At 38.7% G+C, this 15,553-nt stretch carries 14 protein-coding genes; 7 read left to right on the forward strand and 7 right to left on the reverse strand.

All coding sequences use genetic code 11. The features are described 5' to 3' along the window. Positions 1-6: 6 nt before the first annotated feature. The 5 genes from M1F91_RS02975 to M1F91_RS02995 form a co-directional block, all read right to left on the reverse strand. The gene (locus M1F91_RS02975; RefSeq protein WP_247912586.1) at positions 7-918 is read right to left on the reverse strand and encodes a DMT family transporter; all 912 of its coding nucleotides are present in this window, start codon (positions 916-918) and stop codon (positions 7-9) included. A 9-nt stretch (positions 919-927) separates the two neighbouring features. Then, complete coding sequence (locus M1F91_RS02980; protein WP_247912587.1) at positions 928-1,860, reverse strand: serine hydrolase domain-containing protein; 933 nt, start codon at positions 1,858-1,860, stop codon at positions 928-930. Next, a complete protein-coding gene (locus M1F91_RS02985; protein WP_247912588.1) occupies positions 1,857-2,582 on the reverse strand; it encodes a CppA family protein in 726 nt (241 codons plus the stop codon). Before M1F91_RS02985 ends, M1F91_RS02980 begins: the two co-directional genes overlap by 4 nt. Before the next feature lie 148 nt (positions 2,583-2,730). Further along, entirely contained in the window at positions 2,731-3,549 is an 819-nt protein-coding gene (locus tag M1F91_RS02990; RefSeq protein WP_247912589.1) for an endonuclease/exonuclease/phosphatase family protein, read from the reverse strand. A gap of 53 nt (positions 3,550-3,602) precedes the next feature. Continuing rightward, positions 3,603-5,789, reverse strand: a complete 2,187-nt coding sequence (locus tag M1F91_RS02995) for a PTS transporter subunit IIBC (RefSeq protein WP_247912590.1) — start codon at positions 5,787-5,789, stop codon at positions 3,603-3,605. A 182-nt stretch (positions 5,790-5,971) separates the two neighbouring features. Between M1F91_RS02995 and M1F91_RS03000 the strand changes: the two genes are divergently transcribed. The 5 genes from M1F91_RS03000 to M1F91_RS03020 are packed head-to-tail and all read left to right on the forward strand — an operon-like array spanning position 5,972 to position 10,685. Continuing rightward, a complete protein-coding gene (locus tag M1F91_RS03000; RefSeq protein ID WP_247912887.1) occupies positions 5,972-6,928 on the forward strand; it encodes a TIGR01212 family radical SAM protein in 957 nt (318 codons plus the stop codon). Further along, complete coding sequence (locus tag M1F91_RS03005) at positions 6,912-7,469, forward strand: class I SAM-dependent methyltransferase (protein WP_247912591.1); 558 nt, start codon at positions 6,912-6,914, stop codon at positions 7,467-7,469. The genes M1F91_RS03000 and M1F91_RS03005 overlap by 17 nt, the downstream gene beginning before the upstream one ends. Next, positions 7,462-7,716 (forward strand): hypothetical protein, encoded by a 255-nt coding sequence (locus M1F91_RS03010; RefSeq protein ID WP_006151534.1) that lies wholly within the window; start codon positions 7,462-7,464, stop codon positions 7,714-7,716. The genes M1F91_RS03005 and M1F91_RS03010 overlap by 8 nt, the downstream gene beginning before the upstream one ends. 11 nt (positions 7,717-7,727) lie before the next feature. Next, positions 7,728-9,782, forward strand: coding sequence for a sodium:proton antiporter (locus M1F91_RS03015; RefSeq protein ID WP_247912592.1), 2,055 nt, complete (start codon positions 7,728-7,730; stop codon positions 9,780-9,782). A gap of 39 nt (positions 9,783-9,821) precedes the next feature. After that, positions 9,822-10,685 (forward strand): YihY/virulence factor BrkB family protein, encoded by an 864-nt coding sequence (locus tag M1F91_RS03020; protein ID WP_247912593.1) that lies wholly within the window; start codon positions 9,822-9,824, stop codon positions 10,683-10,685. Positions 10,686-10,912: 227 nt separating this feature from the next. Here M1F91_RS03020 and M1F91_RS03025 read toward each other — a convergent pair whose 3' ends face one another. Next, a complete protein-coding gene (locus M1F91_RS03025; RefSeq protein WP_247912594.1) occupies positions 10,913-11,854 on the reverse strand; it encodes an alpha-L-glutamate ligase in 942 nt (313 codons plus the stop codon). Positions 11,855-11,868: 14 nt separating this feature from the next. Further along, positions 11,869-13,119 (reverse strand): dicarboxylate/amino acid:cation symporter, encoded by a 1,251-nt coding sequence (locus tag M1F91_RS03030; RefSeq protein WP_247912595.1) that lies wholly within the window; start codon positions 13,117-13,119, stop codon positions 11,869-11,871. A 245-nt stretch (positions 13,120-13,364) separates the two neighbouring features. On the opposite strand from M1F91_RS03030, the gene M1F91_RS03035 reads away from it, so the two are divergent. Together M1F91_RS03035 and M1F91_RS03040 are read left to right on the forward strand one after the other, a co-directional pair. Further along, positions 13,365-13,724 carry a DUF3397 domain-containing protein gene (locus M1F91_RS03035; protein WP_247912888.1) on the forward strand — a complete coding sequence of 120 codons (360 nt, stop codon included), beginning with the start codon at positions 13,365-13,367 and terminating at the stop codon, positions 13,722-13,724. Between the two features lie 109 nt (positions 13,725-13,833). Further along, positions 13,834-15,519 (forward strand): N-acetylmuramoyl-L-alanine amidase, encoded by a 1,686-nt coding sequence (locus tag M1F91_RS03040; protein WP_247912596.1) that lies wholly within the window; start codon positions 13,834-13,836, stop codon positions 15,517-15,519. Positions 15,520-15,553 lie beyond the last annotated feature (34 nt).

The following is a 15,553-nucleotide window of genomic DNA, read 5'->3' on the forward strand; positions in this document are numbered from 1 at the left end:
TCGTTCTTAAATGGACTTGTGTTTCTTTTCTAGCATTAAATCCTTTAAAGAAATAATAGTCACAGCCAATAAAATCATTGCCATTCCAACAAAATCAATAGGATAGAAAATATCTCCCATTATCATGAAAGCAAAGAAGACAGCAGATATTGGCTCAATAGAGGCCAAGAGACTAGATTTGACTGGCCCAACCAGACTTGCCCCCTTAAGAAAGGCCGTGTAGGCAAAAACAGTCCCGATGAGAATAATTCCAGCAAATGCTAAGAAAATATCAAATGACATAGGTAGACTAGCACCGATAATACCAGTAAATGGCACTGCTACAAACCCAGAAATGGTCATACCGACACCAATAACCAGAATGCTCCCCCATTTTTGAATGAGTTTAATGGGTAAAATGATATAAAGAGCATAGGTTAAAGCAGAGAACAAGCCCCAAAAGAGACCTGCTGGTGTCATAGAGAGCTGATCCAACTGACCATGAGTCGCAATTAAAAAGGTTCCACCTATTGCTAAAATCATAGAAAGGATTTCGGCTATAGTAGGTGCTACCTTATCCTTTATACTTGTGTAAGCAAGAATTCCAACTGGACAGACATACTGAAGCACCGTCGCTGTACCTGCATTTGTCTCCTGAATAGCCGATAAATAAGCCAATTGATTCAGAAAGAGGCCAAATAAAGAAAATAGGAAGAGAGAAAACAGACTTGATTTATCTTTTAAAAAAGCTAGAAATTGTTCCTTAGACTTTATATAGGACAAGAGAACTAAGAGCAAACCTGCAATAATCAAACGGATATTGGTTAGGACTAGAGCTGATATTCCATGAGCCATCAGGTACTGACCACTGGTCCCAGACAAGCCCCAAGCAATACCAGCAATCACTGTAAAAAGAGTTCCTTTAAGACCTTTTGACATGCTTCCTCCCTAGTCTGCTTCACGAATTAGGTCCATGACCTGATTACGGTCTATGATCCACTGCGCACGCTCGTCTTTTTCGTAGGTTCTATTGGACAAGAAAATCGCAGCTTCCTGCTTCTTACGATTCCACATGATAAAGGTTCCAGTATAGCCTGTATGATCTAGCCAATCACCTTCAAGATTCCAGGCCAAGGAGCGTTCCTTATCACTCAAATCTGAAAAATTCTGGCTTAATCCGTCAGCAAAATCATCCTGTAAATAATGCTCAAGGAAGATTTTTAAATCCTTCACAGTTGAAAACAAGCCTGCACTTCCAGCATGTTTACCTAGTAAACGTGCCTTAGGATCATGCACCACTCCTGCTTTCTGTCCCCGAACAGTAGGAACAGCACTGCTAACTGGTCCAAACTGAGTTTCCTTCATCTTCCATGGATCGAAAATTTGCTCTTGTAAAATCTGGTCTAAGTCTTTCTCAAAGTAATTCTCTAGGAGAAAACCGAGCAAGAGAAAGTGCACATCCGAGTATAGAAAAGCTCTCTTCTCTCGTCGATTCAAATGAAACATGGCTTCTTTCAATTCTTCTGTATTCAACTGGTCTCTATTGATAATAAACGGGTCCAAGTCCGTAGAATGTGTGAGGAGTTGACGAATGGTGATATCTGGATAATCAGAGTCAGGTAAAAATTCTGTCACTGACTTTTCTAAATCTAATTCCCCTTGATGCCACAAAAAAGTTAAGACAGTTCCAACTCCGACGACTTTGCTCACACTTGCCAAATCATAGACTAAACCTCGACAAGTCTGCTCTCCAATTTCTGGATTTGCTTCTCCGAGGTAGCAATCAGACCATGCACCATCCCGATAATACGCAAAAGAGGCACCAGGATAAATCCCTGCCTCAATTTGTTGCTCTATTTTTTGAATGATTTCTTGTTTCATACTTCCTCAAACCACAATTCGATATTGTTGGCATCCTTGGTTAGGAAAAACTTCTCAGACTTAGGAATAAAGTAACCTGCAGTTTCAAAACGTTGACGGAGACCAGCCAATTCAAGTTCTTTTACCTGGAATTTCAACATAGACAAATCCCAAGTTACATTATTTTCAACAAGCAAATCACTACCTTGAGCTTGTTTAAAAGTTATGCTAGTTTCAATTTCCTCTTTTTCAAGCAGGCTCGTCGTTTCAGCAGGCAAGTTAATTTCTGCTGAAATATCAAATGCTGTTAAATATTGCAGTTCCTCATCTTTTGTGAAAATAACAGTTTCATCAAACTTTCTCAAATCCTTGATGTCATCTTCCGCATGGATTAGGACAAGATCCCCTTCTGGAGAAAGGATTTCAAAAGCATATCCCTTGTTTCCTTTATAGAGTTGAGGAAGTTTTTCCATTCTAGCTAGCAGTGCTTCAACCTCGGATGGATTCGCTACTTTTACAATCAATCTAGCTAATTTTTTGATCCCTTCAACCTTACGGCTTCTCATACTTGGCGATTCTTCTAAAACCAATTTTTCAATGCCTGACTGGTCTCCTAGCGATAAGAAAGCCGACTCTTCAAGCAAGGGTTTCATTCCCAAGGTTTGGATATAAAACAATTCATTTAATCTTCTATTATTTATCTTTAGCGTCGGGATCATACGCACAATTTGATTTACATTCATAAATTCCTCCAACACTTTTTATTTTAAAGGATTTTATTTCATTTTACAAGTTATTCAACTAAAAACTTTAACTATATTAACCCCTTGAATAAGGAATCCCCTTCGCATATCCGAAGGGGGACTCGTTTTATTTTAGTAAAATTCTTTGTTAGTTCTTCCAAGAAAGTTCTGCTTGAAGACCGTAGTGATCACTGACCTGCGGACTTGCTTGGCCATCAAAAACTACCTGTAACTTTTCTACCTGAAGATCTTTTGTCGTAAAGACGTAATCAATTCGAAGCGGTTCTGAATTCCCTTTCCAACCATCAATTTCTGGAGGAACAGTGTAGCTTCCACTTCTCTCTTTTGCGACTTCATAGGCATCCTGTAATCCTAGCGGACTAGTTAGGATAGCTTGATATCCTTCCTGACCTGCAGGGTTGTTGAAATCTCCTGCTAGTAATAGAGGTTTATTCAACTCTTTTAGAACTGCTTCAAATCTTGCCCATTCCTCTTGGAATCCTTTATCCCACCAAGAGAGATGCACACTCGCAACTGCAAGCTCTTTACCTTCTACTACTGTTTCTACTAGTGCAACTCGACGAGTGTGATAATCAGTTGGATCATCTACATCTGAAACCAAAATCTCACGCGCCTCAATCGGTGTTTTAGATAGAATTGAAACTCCCTCATGATAACGGTCATAGCCGATATGATTATAAGCCCATGTCCAATAATAGTCCAGTCCTTTTTCAGACAACTTCTCTACCAAAAGACGAACATAGTGGTCTTGGTGAATGGGTTCTGCTGAAGGTAACGGATTGTAAAGTGGTCCAGACTCTACTTGAGTTGATGTAATTTCTTGGTTGATTTCTTGAAAACAAATCAAATCATAACTGTTTTCAAGTATATCTTGAAACAAGAGCTGAAATTTTTCTTCAGGATTTTTTTCCATCCAACTATGAGTATTGAGTGTTAAAAACTTCATGTTTTTCTCCTATAAACAAGAGGTTGGAAAACAGCTTCCAACCCCTTAGTGTATTACAATTCTACTTTTGCAACTGCTGTTTTAGCTGCAAGAGAACCGGTTTTTTCTAATTTAACTGACTTGATGGCATCTCCATTTGTAAAGACTACTACAGTTGTAGTTTCACGCTCAGCAGCCTGAATAGCTCCGAGGTCAGCTTTGACCAAGAGATCACCAGCAGCTACTGTTTGACCTTCTGAAACTACCACTTCAAATGGTTTTCCTTCAAGACTTACAGTATCAAGACCAATGTGAACAAGAACTTCAAGACCTGCTTCAGTTACAAGACCAAGAGCATGTTTAGTTGGGAAGACGCTTGATACAGTACCAGAAACTGGAGATACAATGTTTCCGTTTGCTGGTTCTACTGCAAATCCATCACCCATCATTTTTTGTGAAAAGACTGGATCCTTAACTTGTTCCAATTCAATGACTTGACCGTCAGCAACTGAATAAACTTCTTCAGTTACACCTTTGTAGACAACAGTATCTTTTTGAGCTGCTGCCATTTGACTTGGAAGAGTTTCAGGAATCACTTCTCCAGAATCAAGAATATCTTGGATATCTGATTTCAATACGTCAGCTTTAGGTCCGTAGATAGCTTGGACACCTTGTCCTTTCATGACAAGTCCCATAGCTCCTTCAGATTTCCATTGTTCTTCTGTTCCAACTTTTTCTGCATCTTTTACAGTAACGCGAAGACGAGTCATACATGCGTCGACATCAACGATGTTCGCACGTCCACCGAGAAGGTTGATGATGTTAACTGCTTGAGAAGCTTCTGCAACTTTAGTTTCACCGGCAGCTGAAGATTCAGAAGAACCATCTGCATTTTCGTAGTTACCGTTACGTCCTGGAGTTGCATAGTTGAATTTCTTAATCATGAAGTTAGCGATAAAGTACATGATAAATCCAAAGAGTACTGTCACCCAGATAAAGTTAACAATATCCATACCAATACCAGCGTTGATAGCTAGCGGAGTACGAGTCAAGAATTCGATTGAACCGAATGAGTGTACACGAAGGTTCACAATATCAGCCATTGCAAAGGCAGCACCTTGAACAAGAGCGTAAACAAGGTAAAGAGGTGTTGCGATGAACATGAACATGTACTCAATTGGTTCAGTTACCCCTGTCAAGAATGTTGCAAGAGCAGTTGCAATCATCATACCTTTGTATTGGTGTTTCTTATCTGGATCAACGTTACGGTAAATCGCAACAATGATACCCATCAAGATACCAAACGAACCAATCATTTGTCCAACTTTGAAACGAGCTGGATGTACTGTATCTAACAAGTGTTGGTATTGAGCTGCGTCAGTACCTTTAAGGTTTACAAGGTCAGTTACCCATGCAAGCCAAAGTGGATCTTGACCAAATACTTGAGTACCTTTTGCTGCACCAGTCATGATATCATAAGTACCACCAAGAGCTGTATAGTTCATTGGGATAGTCAACATATGGTGAAGTCCGAATGGCAAGAGCAAACGTTCCAAAGTACCATACAAGAATGGTGCTAGAACTGGAGCTGTTTCTTGAGAGTTGGCAATCCAGATACCGAAGTTGTTGATACCTGTTTGAACAATTGGCCAGAAAATTGAAAGAAGGATTGCAGCGATTGCTGAACGAAGGATAACAACAAACGGTACAAATCGTTTTCCGTTAAAGAAAGAAAGAGCATCAGGAAGTTTACGGAAATTGTAGTATTTGTTAAAGGCAGTTGCCCCTACAAAACCAGAAATAATCCCTACAAACACACCCATGTTAAGTGCTGGAGCTTCAAACACGCTGATAAAGTAATCAGAAACTTTGATGGAGTTACCAAAGATTGTTGAAACCATAGCATTAGGATCTTTCAACATATCACCACTAACACTAAAGATAGCACCAGTGATACGGTTAATCAAGATAAAGGCAAGTCCTGCTGCAAAGGCACCACCTGCACGTTCTTTAGCCCAGCTACCACCGATAGCAAGAGCAAATAAGATATGTAGGTTACCGATAACTCCCCAACCAATTTGCTCAAGGATCCCACCTGTAACAACAAGTGGCGCAAAGTTAGGGTTAATCATTGCAAGTGTCTTGCCGATTGAAATCATCAATCCAGCCGCTGGCATAACAGCGATAACTACCATTAGAGCCTTACCGAATTTTTGCCAAAACTCGAAAGACAAAACATTTTTGAATGTAGCTTTCATCATTCAAATCTCCTTATTTTATTTTAGTGCAAACGATTTACGAAAACGTTTGCACTGTTAACACCTCTATTATACCACTTTATTTTTTTTTGTAAAGGATTTATATAAGATTTTTTGATTTTAAAAATTTCTTACTTCTCTTCAATTGTTTACTAACTTTGAGTTTACTGGGGTTTTCTGATATAATATTAGCTATGAAATCCTATAATACCTTGAATGATTATTATCGAAATTTATTCGGAGAAAAAACTTTCAAAGTTCCTATCGATGCCGGATTTGATTGTCCAAATCGTGATGGTACAGTAGCTCATGGAGGTTGTACTTTCTGTACGGTTTCTGGATCTGGTGATGCTATCGTTGCACCTGACGCTCCTATTCGTGAGCAATTTTATAAAGAAATTGACTTTATGCACCGCAAATGGCCAGATGTAAAAAAATATCTAGTCTATTTCCAAAACTTTACTAATACTCATGAAAAACTTGAAGTCATTCGCGAACGCTATGAACAAGCTATTAATGAACCTGGTGTGGTTGGAATCAATATCGGTACACGACCAGATTGCCTGCCTGATGAGACCATCGAATACTTGGCAGAACTATCCGAGCGAATGCATGTTACTGTAGAGCTAGGTTTACAAACAACCTATGAAGAAACTTCTGAATTGATTAACCGTGCTCACTCCTATGAACTCTACGTGGAAACGGTTAAGCGCTTGAGAAAATATCCAAAGATTGAGATTGTTGCCCATTTGATTAACGGCTTGCCAGGTGAAACTCATGACATGATGGTGGAAAATGTTCGTCGCTGTGTGACTGATAATGATATTCAAGGGATTAAACTTCACCTACTTCACCTTATGACAAATACTCGGATGCAACGTGATTATCACGAGGGTAGACTGCAGCTTATGAGTCAAGATGACTATGTGAAAGTTATCTGTGACCAACTAGAAATTATTCCCAAACATATAGTCATCCATAGGATTACGGGTGATGCGCCTAGAGATATGCTGATTGGTCCTATGTGGAGTCTCAATAAATGGGAAGTTCTAAATAGTATAGAAGCTGAAATGAGACGTCGGGGTAGTATCCAAGGATGCAAGGCTGTAAAACAGGAGTTTATGAATGAAAAAACCACTTGAAATGGCACATGATTTTCTTGCCCAAGTCATCACAAAAGATGATGTTGTTGTAGATGCAACAATGGGAAATGGACATGATACACTTTTCCTTGCCAAATTAGCTAAACAAGTCTACGCTTTTGATATACAAGAACAAGCTCTTGAAAAAACTAGTCAACGTCTACAAGAATCCAGTTTGACCAATGTCGAGTTACTTTTACAAGGTCATGAAACCGTAGATCAGTTTGTAACAGAGGTGAAAGCAGCCATCTTTAATCTAGGTTATCTTCCTTCTGCCGATAAGTCTATCATTACTAAACCTCACACAACCATTGAGGCACTTGAAAAACTCTGTCAGATGCTCGTTAAAGGCGGACGAATTGCCATCATGATTTATTACGGACATGAAGGCGGAGATATAGAACGGGATGCAGTTATGGATTATGTTAGTCAGTTACCGCAACAAGAATATACTGCTACTATCTATCGCACCCTCAACCAAATTAACAATCCACCATTTTTAGTTATGATTGAAAAATTAGAAAGGTATCGACATGGATAAACAATACCTAAAAGATAAAATCGAAGCTCTTCGTCACAACTTTGTCGAGTCAACCCAACATGAACGTGCAGTTGGTATTTTGGATGAAGCACATATGAGTAAAAAAATGCTGAAAATCAAGAAGAAAATGATTTCACTTGAAATGGAGCGTTGTCAGAAGAAAATCGAGCATAAGGACTGCTCAAAGATTGATCAAAGAATCCAAGAACAAAAGGAACTTTTTGAAAATTGTCGTAAACAAAAATAGGGAGGTGGAAAATGAATTTACTTTTTTATCTCTTGGTATTTTTACTAGTTCTTATTGTTTCTAGTACGACCAATAAGCTTCTGCCCTTTTTACCCATGCCTCTGATTCAAATTTTGTTAGGGATTGGAATTGGACTTTGTTTACCCAACAACCAATATCATTTAGATACTGAGTTATTCCTAGCTTTAGTCATTGGGCCGCTACTATTCCGAGAGGCTCAAGAAGCAGACATTACTTCTATCCTAAAACACTGGCGGATTGTCCTCTACTTGATTTTCCCAGTTATCTTTATCTCAGCTCTGAGCATGGGGGGAGTCGCCCATGTCCTTTGGGCTAGCCTACCATTAGCCGCCTGTGTAGCAGTTGGTGCCGCCTTAGGGCCAACAGACCTAGTCGCCTTCGCTTCCCTTTCTCAACGCTTTTCCTTCCCAAAGCGGGTTTCTAATATCCTAAAAGGAGAAGGTCTTCTGAATGATGCTTCCGGACTAGTAGCCTTTCGTATGGCTCTCATCGCTTGGACAACAGGAACATTTTCGCTCACCCAAGCAGGAACTTCATTAGCCATTTCCATCGTTGGAGGATTTGCAGTCGGCTTTATAACGGCCCTAATCAATCGCTTCCTCCATACTTTTCTACTCAGTGTCCGAGCAACAGATATCGCAAGTGAGCTCTTATTGGAACTTAGTTTACCTCTCTTGACTTTTTTCATAGCCGAAGAAATTCATGTTTCAGGCATCATCGCCGTTGTTGTTGCTGGGATTCTGAAAGCCAGTCGTTTCAAGAAAATAAATCTCCTTGAAGCACAAGTTGATACAGTTACTGAGACTGTTTGGCAGACTGTAACCTTTATGCTCAATGGTTCAGTATTTGTCATTCTTGGGATGGAACTGGAAATGATTGCGGAACCAATTCTTAAGAGTGCTTTCTACAACAAAGTTCTTCTCTTACTCAGCGTTTTCCTCTTGACCTTCCTGCTTTTTGCTATCCGCTTTGTCATGATCTATGGATTTTACGCATTTCGGATTAAGAAGCTTCATAAAAGTTTGGACAAATATGTCAAAGACATGCTCCTCCTTACCTTTTCTGGTGTGAAGGGAACTGTATCCATTGCCACTATCCTTTTGATACCGTCTAATCTGGAACAAGAACACCCTCTTCTTCTCTTCCTCGTAGCTGGTGTAACTCTGGTAAGTTTCCTGACGGGATTACTAGTACTCCCACACCTTTCTGAAGAGAAAGAACCATCTAAGGATCAGCTCATGCACATCGCTATCTTAAACGATGTCGCCATGGAATTAGAGAAGGATTTAGAGAACACAAAAAACAAGGTTCCACTCTATGCGGCTATTGACAATTATCATGGACGTATTGAAAATCTTATTCTGAGTCAAGAAAACAAAGAAATTCAGGAGGACTGGGAAGCTCTGAAACTCTTGATTCTCAGTGTTGAAAGCGATGGCTTGGAACAAGCCTATGAAGAAGGAAAGATTGGAGATCGTGCTTATCGTGTCTACCAACGCTACTTGAAAAGCATGGAGAAAAATATTAAGCGAAACTTTGCTTCTCGACTAACCTACTACTTCCTTGTCTCCATACGCATTCTTCGTTTTCTACTTCATGAATTGCTCACATTTGGAAAAACATTCCGTTCATGGAAAGACAAGGAAAAACAGCGACTTCTTGCCATTGATTATGACCAGATTGCAGAACTCTACCTAGCCAACACTGAAATTATTATCGAGAGTTTGGAAAACCTTAAAGGGATTTATAAGAGTTCTCTGATCAGCTTCATGCAGGAATCTCGTCTTCGCGAAACCAGTCATATTACGAGTGGTGCCTTTGTGGAACGGGTTATCAATCGTATCAAACCTAATAACATCGACGAAATGCTTAGAGGATACTACCTTGAACGTAAATGTATCTTTGAATACGAAGCTCAAAAACTCATCTCAGCTCAATATGCCAAAAAGCTACGCCAAAATGTCAATAATTTAGAAACTTATTCCTTAAAAGAATCTGCTAATACCTTACCTTATGATATGATGGAATTAGTTCGAAGAAATTAAAGTCTATAAAAAACAAGAGAAAAACTGGAGGATTGTAACATGAAAAAGTTGTGGAAACAGCTGACTGATAGACCCTTATTAAAAGCTTTTTTGCACTACTATCAAGCCTCCGATAGTGAGTTAACTAGCGTTGCTGTTGCCTACTATTGGTTAATTTCAATCTTCCCTTTACTCATGATAGTGGTCAATATCTTGCCCTACTTTCAAATTCCCATCTCAAACTTTCTATTAACAATCAAGGAATTTTTACCAGATACAATCTATGAAGTTGTTGCAAAAATTGTCAGAGAAGTTCTGACTCAACCATCAACAGGTTTACTAAGTTTTGCTATCTTATCAGCTCTTTGGACTTTCTCCAAATCCATGGATTTTCTTCAGAAGGCCTTTAATAAAGCCTATGGAGTTGCAAAAAATAGAGGAATTATCTCACACCAGCTGATGAGTCTCTTGGTTAGCTTTGGTCTTCAAATTCTCTTTGCCCTTGCCTTATTCCTCAGTATGTTCGGTCATATGTTATTGGACTTGCTTAAAAACTATTGGAAATCCGAGAGTGCCCTATTTTCTTATCTACAGGATTTTACAGGTCCTCTGATTTATGCCTTTCTTTTTGCTACCGTGATTATGCTCTATTATTTCCTACCAAATGTTAAAGTAAGTAAGATTCGCTACGTCATACCTGGAAGTCTCTTTGTACTAGTTACGACGATTGCTTTATTAAACATCTTTGCAGCTTATTTCAACAATTATGTCAATTATCTCGTTGACGTCAGATTTTTCAGTTCAATCGTCGTCGTTGTCATGATGTTCTGGTTCATTATCATTGCCAAGATATTAATTATCGGTGCTGTTATCAATGCCAGTGTTCAAAGTCTAAAAGACCCAGACTTTAAAGCAAATCAATAATTTTTTATCGATTAATACTCAATGAAAATCAAAGAGCAAACTAGGAAGCGAGCCGCAGGTTGCTCAAAACACCGTTTTGAGGTTGTGGATAGAACTGACGAAGGTAGCTCAAAATACTATTTTGAGGTTGCAGATGGAAGCTGACGTGGTTTAAAGAGATTTTCGAAGAGTATAAACAAATCAATCCCCCAGTCATTTGATACTGGGGGATTTTTGAATTTCCTACTTTATTGTCCACTAGTCAGGGCTTGCAATTCTGTTTTTAGGTACTGAGCTAAATGTTGGTGAGCAAAAATATTGGCTTTTTTTTCTGCGGTAGGATTGTAGTTGGTGTTGGTATTTACATCATAGACATAAATGTCTCCACTCTCTGATTGAACCCATTCAATCGCCGCAACTTCAATCTGAGCATTTTTCAAGAAATTCTCATAAGCTTCTCTCCGGTCATCTGGTAGAGGTTCTGTAATCTGGAATTTTTCAGACATTTCTAGTTGCTCTGGTCTCTTGCCGATTTGGCAACCATCTGCTGGACACAGTTGGAATCCATCTGAAGAATCGATCGAAACAGTATAGAGGAATTTTTGATTGATAAACTCTGAACGACGGATACGTCCATCACTTGGCTTGATGTAGGCTTGTAACAAGGTAATCCCGTCCACTGATGGTTCAAAGAGAGGGCTATTGACATAAGTTGCCAGTTCCTCTTCATTTTGGAAGAGTTGAACGCCTAATCCCTTACCTGCACGATTGTGCTTGGTAATCAAAGGATAAATGTTTAATTTTCTTGCCGCTTCAATAATGTTTTCTTGACCCAAAACTGCAACTGTTGCAGGAGTCTCGATACCAGATTCGTTTAACTTCAAATATTGTTTGATTTTACTAATTTCAAGGTTGATAGCACCGGTACCATTCACAACTTTGCGTCCGTGTGCTTCTAACCAAGTAATCACTTGCTCTGTAAATTCTGGCGCATAACGATGTCCTCTTGTGTGTGAAGAGGCAGACATACGATTGTAAAAGATACCTTGCGGCGGTGGGCTTTGCAAATCTAAAATCCCACTAGACAAATCCCATAGTTCATAAGGGACTTCTAATTCTTCCAACCATTTCACTAAATGTTGAGTCCATTCTAGATTCTCATGAATCACATAAACTTTTGCTTCACTCATTACTTATAAACTCCTTAAGAAAAGCTGACTGATAATTGGCTTTCCTTTTCTTCCTCTAAAATATATCCTTCTGTTTTTTCGATAACGCTGACTGTTAAGATTTGTCCCAAAACATTGATCATGGTACGGCCTGCATTGACAAAGAAATCAACTGCAAAAATCAAGGCCACTCCTTCAACTGGCAAGCCCAGTTGAGGTGCTGCAGCTAATAGAACTACGATAGCTCCTGATGGCACAGTTGCTGCAGTTTTTCCAATCAAGGTCAACAATAAAACAGTAAACAAGAGACTTGATAAAGAAAATTGAATACCATAGGCGTGGGCGATAAAAATTGTCGCTACTGAGAAATAAACTGCTGCTCCTTCTAAGTTAAAAGTATATCCTAAAGGAACAACTAAATCAATTGTATGCTCGTCATGCCCCTGTTTTTTCAAATCTTTAAGAAGTGATGGCAAGACTACACTAGAACTTCCAGTAACAAAGGCTAGAGTCAAGAGACTCCAATTTTCACGAAAGGCTGATAAATACGGTACTTTAAAGAAGAAAGCAATCAAAGGGAAAATAAGGAGAACAAAAACAGCATAAGCCAGATAAGTTCCAATTACAAACTGACCAAGCCCAATCAACTTGTCGACACCCGTAGTTGCAACATCTTTGGCGATAAATCCAAAAATACCAATCGGTGATAGTTTGATAATTACTGCAACAATCTTGTAAATGGCTTCAATCCAGATTTGGAAACCTTCGATAATCTTCTGAGATTTATCAGACTTAAGATTCCCAATTCCGTAACCAAGAAAGATTGCAAAGACGATAATTGGCAATAGAGCGCCATCTGAAAGAGATTTAACGATATTTGATGGAATGAAACCAAGCAAAAATTCGCTGAACTTGACATTGTTAGCAATCCCATCAAGGTTTCCACCAGTTTGACCGATATTCACTCCTTGACCAAATCCTAAATAGTAACTAGCAAATACAAACAAAAGAGTAATGGCAGTTGTTACGGCAAAAAAGTAAACCAAGCTCTTGGTCAAGATTTTTCCGAAAGATTTTTTTCCGATAACTCCAGCTACTGCAACAACGATGGTTGGGAAGATTAGCGGAATGATAACCATATTGATCAATTTAATAAAGGCTTGACCTAAAAATTGATAAAAGCCTGCAAATTGTGGCCAGATAAGGGCAGCGATAACACCCAAGACCAAAGCCACCAATAATTGAATACCTAGTGAGAGTTTTGACCATAAAGTAACTAATTTCATAAGAAACTCCTTTGTTTTATTTGCTACTCATTCTACTACTATTCTTCTCTCCTGACTAATATATATTTTTTATTGTCACCATAAAAAAGATTTATAATGAAGGTTCAAACTACTCCAACTTTACAAAGTAAATCACATTGATGTTTGATATAGTATAAAAAATCAGTTTCTAAACAAAAATTTTTAGAAAAACACTGTTAAATCAAGGAATATGCTTTTCTTTTATTCGAATTTTATGATACAATATTGTTATGATTTTAATGAAACTCGCTTCCGTCTTGCTTTTGGTACTAACCTTGGCTTTGGCAATTATCTTTAGTAGATTTTTTAAGTTAAAGAAAAAGGGGATTAACTTTGCAGATTTGGCTTTTCCTTTTCTGATTTTTGAATACTATTTAATCAGTGCAAAGGTTTTTACCCATAATCAACTTCCCATTTTGGGGGCAGCCCTATCTTTGTTGGCAATCATTTTAACTTTTTTCTTCCTTAGCAAAAAACGCAACTTTTATTATCCAAAATTCCTTAAATTCTTTTGGAGAGCTGGATTTCTACTCACATTGCTCATCTACATCGTTATGATTGTTCAAATCTTCATGATGAAATAAAAATAAATCATGCCAGCACCTCAACAGTTGGCGACTAGTTCTTCCACATGAGGTGCTTTTCTAATGACATTTTAAAAAGAGATTATTAAAAAAATAGGAGATCAAACAAGTGAAAAAAACGCTCTTGGCAAGTGCCATCACGCTTTCATTTCTAGGATTCGCAACAAATCCAGCTTTTGCTGAAGAAAAACACCTACAGACTACTTCAGCAGAAAAGGCACAAGAAACTACAACTACAGAAAAAGAAAAAAAGAGCACCCCTTCAATCAAGGAAACTGCTCCTTCTACTGAAACAAGTTCAAGCCTCCCTACAACATCTACTACGACTCCAAGTACAAGTTCAGACAAGAAAGAAGAGACAAAAACTCCAGAAGTCAAAAAGAATGGTTGGGTATTTGAAGAAAATATCTGGCGCTTCTATGAAGCAAACAAACCTGCTCTAAACTGGAAAAAAATTAACGGCAAATGGTACTATTTCGATAAAAATGGAATCATGCTTGATAATACTATTTTCAATGGATACATTCTAACTTCTAGCGGTGCTATGGTCGATAGTGGCTGGGGTAAAGTCAAAGATAAATGGTATTATGCAAAGCCATCTGGTAAAATCTCTCAGCAAAAATGGGAAAAAGTTGGTGGTGTATGGTACTACTTTGACAAAGACGGAATCATGCTCAGCAACACCATTTTCAATGGTTATCTCTTTTCTAACAGTGGTGCCATGGCTGAAAATTCCTGGGTAAAACATGATGGCAAATCATATTACGCTCTAAGCTCTGGTAAAGCAGCTCAACAAAAATGGGAAAAAATCGCTGGATCATGGTACTATTTTAACAAAGATGCCAGCATGGCAAACAACCAATGGCAAGGTAACTACTACCTAAAAGCTAACGGAGTTATGGCTGAGAAAGAGTTGATTTTCGATAAAAACTATAATAGCTGGTTCTACTTGAAATCTAGTGGTACTTATGCTGCGCGTGAATGGATTGGCTCATACTACCTCAAGTCAGGTGGTTACATGGCTAAGAGTGAATGGATTGACGACAGCTACTATAATGCCCGTTACTATCTAGATGAAAATGGTGTCTATGTCACAGGAACTCGCAAAATCGATGGAAAAACACAGCAATTCCAAAGTAATGGGAAATGGATTGGCGAAATTCCTGTAAGTCGTGGATTTGAAAAAGGAAAATACACGAAGACTGTTTTCTTAGATCCAGGACACGGTGGTAGAGATCCTGGTGCTGTTTACTATAACACGAATGAAAAAGACCTCACTATGCAAGTTTACAAGAAACTTCGCAAGGAACTCGAGGGGCTTGGTTATACCGTTCTTTCTTCGAGAGATAGTGATGTCTATGTCGACTTTATCACTGAACGTTCAAAAATGGTGAATAGTACAAACTCAGATATTTTCATTAGTATCCACTTTAATGCTAGTGGCAACCCTGCTTCTAACCGTTCTGGAATTCAGACCTATTCTTACGAAGAAGATTCGGGCTATCGCGCTAAGATAAATCCTTACTGGCATAACCATCCTGATCGTATCAGTGAAAGTAATCGCCTTGCTGCTGATATCCACTCTTCACTCCTAGCTGAAACAGGTGCTAAGGATGCAGGCCTCCTCCAAAGTAGCTTTGCTGTCCTTCGAGAAACTGATAAACCAGCAGTTCTATTGGAGCTTGGTTACATTGACAATTTCAACGAAAACCAACAAATTCGTAGCGATGCTTACCAAAATAGATTGGTGGCAGGTATTGTCAAAGGTATTCAAAAATATTACGCAGGCAAATAAAGAAAAAGCCTCGAGAAAGCTCGAGGCTTTTTGT

It is taken from the genome of Streptococcus sp. oral taxon 431 (assembly GCF_023110115.1).
Taxonomy (GTDB): domain Bacteria; phylum Bacillota; class Bacilli; order Lactobacillales; family Streptococcaceae; genus Streptococcus.

Excerpts from the sequence above, each read along its gene's own strand:
- M1F91_RS02975 (WP_247912586.1), bottom strand. The coding sequence starts at position 918 with ATGTCAAAAGGTCTTAAAGGAACTCTTTTTACAGTGATTGCTGGTATT.
- M1F91_RS02980 (WP_247912587.1), bottom strand. The coding sequence starts at position 1,860 with ATGAAACAAGAAATCATTCAAAAAATAGAGCAACAAATTGAGGCAGGG.
- M1F91_RS02985 (WP_247912588.1), bottom strand. The coding sequence starts at position 2,582 with ATGAATGTAAATCAAATTGTGCGTATGATCCCGACGCTAAAGATAAAT.
- M1F91_RS02990 (WP_247912589.1), bottom strand. The coding sequence starts at position 3,549 with ATGAAGTTTTTAACACTCAATACTCATAGTTGGATGGAAAAAAATCCT.
- M1F91_RS02995 (WP_247912590.1), bottom strand. The coding sequence starts at position 5,789 with ATGATGAAAGCTACATTCAAAAATGTTTTGTCTTTCGAGTTTTGGCAA.
- M1F91_RS03005 (WP_247912591.1), top strand. The coding sequence starts at position 6,912 with ATGAAAAAACCACTTGAAATGGCACATGATTTTCTTGCCCAAGTCATC.
- M1F91_RS03010 (WP_006151534.1), top strand. The coding sequence starts at position 7,462 with ATGGATAAACAATACCTAAAAGATAAAATCGAAGCTCTTCGTCACAAC.
- M1F91_RS03015 (WP_247912592.1), top strand. The coding sequence starts at position 7,728 with ATGAATTTACTTTTTTATCTCTTGGTATTTTTACTAGTTCTTATTGTT.
- M1F91_RS03020 (WP_247912593.1), top strand. The coding sequence starts at position 9,822 with ATGAAAAAGTTGTGGAAACAGCTGACTGATAGACCCTTATTAAAAGCT.
- M1F91_RS03025 (WP_247912594.1), bottom strand. The coding sequence starts at position 11,854 with ATGAGTGAAGCAAAAGTTTATGTGATTCATGAGAATCTAGAATGGACT.
- M1F91_RS03030 (WP_247912595.1), bottom strand. The coding sequence starts at position 13,119 with ATGAAATTAGTTACTTTATGGTCAAAACTCTCACTAGGTATTCAATTA.